The organism is Belliella alkalica (assembly GCF_022549785.1).
Classification (GTDB): domain Bacteria; phylum Bacteroidota; class Bacteroidia; order Cytophagales; family Cyclobacteriaceae; genus Belliella; species Belliella alkalica.
In genome coordinates this window covers 1-3,120 of sequence record NZ_JAKZGO010000043.1, presented here as the reverse complement: position 1 = coordinate 3,120, position 3,120 = coordinate 1, and the positions used below count along the sequence as shown (strand labels likewise).

Here is a 3,120-nt window from a genome sequence, read left to right as displayed (position 1 = left end):
ACTGTGACAGAACCATCGTTCCAACCTTGACAAATGTAAGTGATGACCCTGACTGTGAAGGCACGAAAGTTTATACCTACACGTATACAGACTGTGCCGGAGAAGAGTACACCTGGACATATACCTACACGATAGAGACACCTGTGGTGACAATGCCATTGAACGGTTCAGCTACTGTAGCCTGTGCGGATGATGCGGTAGAACCGACAGCGCCAGAGGTTACAGACAACTGTGACAGAACCATCGTTCCAACTTTGACGAGTGTAAGTGATGACCCTGCCTGTGAGGGTACGAAAGTTTATACCTACACTTATACAGACTGTGCCGGAGAAGAGTATACCTGGACCTTTACCTACACGATCGAAGCGCCTGTGGTAACGATACCAACCAATGGCTCAGCAACCGTATCCTGTGTGGATGATGCGGTAGAACCGACAGCGCCAGAGGTTACAGACAACTGTGACAGAACCATCGTTCCAACCTTGACAAGTATAAGTGAAGATCCTGCCTGTGAGGGTACGAAAGTTTATACCTACACGTATACAGACTGTGCCGGAGAAGAGTATACCTGGACCTTTACCTACACGATCGAAGCGCCTGTGGTAACGATACCAACCAATGGCTCAGCAACTGTATCCTGTGTTGAAGATGCGGTAGAACCGACAGCGCCAGAGGTTACGGACAACTGTGGCAGAACCATTGTTCCAACTTTGACGAGTATAAGCGAAGATCCTGCCTGTGAAGGCACGAAAGTTTATACTTACACGTATACAGACTGTGCCGGAGAAGAGTATATCTGGACATATACCTACACGATCGAAGCGCCTGTGGTAACGATACCAACCAACGGCTCAGCAACCGTATCCTGTGTGGATGATGCGGTAGAACCGACAGTGCCAGAGGTTACAGACAACTGTGACAGAACCATCGTTCCAACCTTGACAAGTATAAGTGAAGATCCTGCCTGTGAGGGTACGAAAGTTTATACTTACACGTATACAGACTGTGCCGGAGAAGAGTACACCTGGATATATACCTACACGATAGAGACACCTGTGGTGACAATGCCATTGAACGGTTCAGCAACTGTATCCTGTGTTGAAGATGCGGTAGAACCGACAGCGCCAGAGGTTACGGACAACTGTGGCAGAACCATTGTTCCAACTTTGACGAGTATAAGCGAAGATCCTGCCTGTGAAGGCACGAAAGTTTATACTTACACGTATGAGGATTGTGCAGGTGAAACATACACCTGGACATATACCTACACGATAGAGACACCTGTGGTGACAATGCCGTTGAACGGCTCTGCTACTGTAGCTTGTGTGGATGATGCGGTAGAACTGACAGCGCCAGAGGTTACGGACAACTGTGACAGAACCATCGTTCCAACTTTGACAAGTGTAAGTGAAGATCCTACTTGTGAGGGTACGAAAGTTTATACCTACACGTATAAAGACTGTGCCGGAGAAGAGTACACCTGGACATATACCTACACGATCGAAGATAACATCAGCCCATTTGGAGATGCTCCTGGAGATTTAACTTTGGAATGTGTAGCAGATGTGCCAATTGCTGATATTTCTGTAATAACAAATGTAGCGGATAATTGTAGAGGAGATGTTTTTATAACCGTTGTAGATTCTGACAATGGTGGTAGTGGTTGTTCAGGAGATCCGTTAATTGTGTCAAGGACATTTACATTAACTGATTGTGCTGGCAACTCAACTGATCTGGTTCAGACTATTACAGTAGAGGATACTACAGCACCAGTGTTTGTGGAAGCGCTACCTGTTGATATTACGGTAACATGTGATGTTGTGCCGACAGTTGAAATTCTGACTGCTACCGATAACTGCGGAGAGACTACAGTGACCTTTGTAGAAACTAGAACAGAAGGCGACTGTGTTCAAGGTTATACTATCATAAGAACATGGATAGCCAAAGACGCCTGCGGTAATGAAACAGTTCATGAACAAGTAATTACTGTAATATCTCTCGATATAGATGCCAACGACGATAACTTAGGTCCTATCAACGGCATAGAAGGGGGTACAATCCCAGGTAACGTATTGGATAACGATACCTTGAACGGAGATCCTGTGAACCCTGATGATGTGACCTTGACACCGATCAATGTAGATCCAAACTCTCCGGTAGTGATCAACCCAGATGGCACAGTTACGGTAGCACCGAACACGCCAGCGGGAGACTACGAAGTAGAGTACAGCATCTGTGAGGTGTTGAATCCTGACAACTGTGATACAGCGACAGTAACTGTAACTGTGACAGCTCCTAGGATCATAGCCAATGACGATGATTTAGGTATTCATTCTACAGACTTCGGTGGAGACTTGGGCAACATACTTGCCAATGACCTTCTCAATGGGGTTACAATCGATCCTTCATTGGTAGACTTTGAGATTTTTGAACTTGGAGGTCTGAGCGGGTTGTTGATTGGTCCAGATGGTTCACTTTCTTTGATATCTGGATTGAATCAAGCTGGAAGATATCTGCTACAGTATAGGGTTTGTGAGGTTTTGAACCCTACGAATTGCGATACGGCATATATAACTATTGTTCTTGAGGCTTCTGAAGTTGATCTATCAATTACCAAGACATCAAATGATGTTACTATTTGGGAAGGCGATGAGTTTGAGTATGTGATCACAGTTAGCAATATTGGATTAACTGATGCTACCGATGTAGTGATAATAGATAATCTTCCAAATGGGTTGTCATTTGTAGGAGAATCGAGTGACGGTTCGATTTCAGGCCTTGATGTTAGCTTTAGCATTCAGGGAAATAGGCTGACATGGACTTTACCTAACTTCCCTGCAGGAGCAGTTATAGATATCAGGCTTCAAGTTTACGCCAATTCATTGGTTAATGGCTCTGTGGAAGTACTTACCAATACGGTATCAGTATCCAGTGAAGAACAAGATGTTGACCAGAGCAACAATACGGATACTGATGTGAACAGGATCAATCCATTCTTTATACCAAACGTGATTACACCTGGTGAAGATGGCAAGAACGATCGTTTTGTGATCAAGGGTATAGGCAAGTTTGTGAGCAACAACATAGTTATTTTCAACAGATACGGAGACCATGTATATG

General features: G+C 44.7%; 1 protein-coding gene. It reads left to right on the top strand.

From position 1 onward, the window contains the following. Positions 1 to 3,120 (top strand): HYR-like domain-containing protein (locus MM213_RS20435; protein WP_241414739.1); only part of this gene is annotated, 3,120 nt, incomplete at both ends.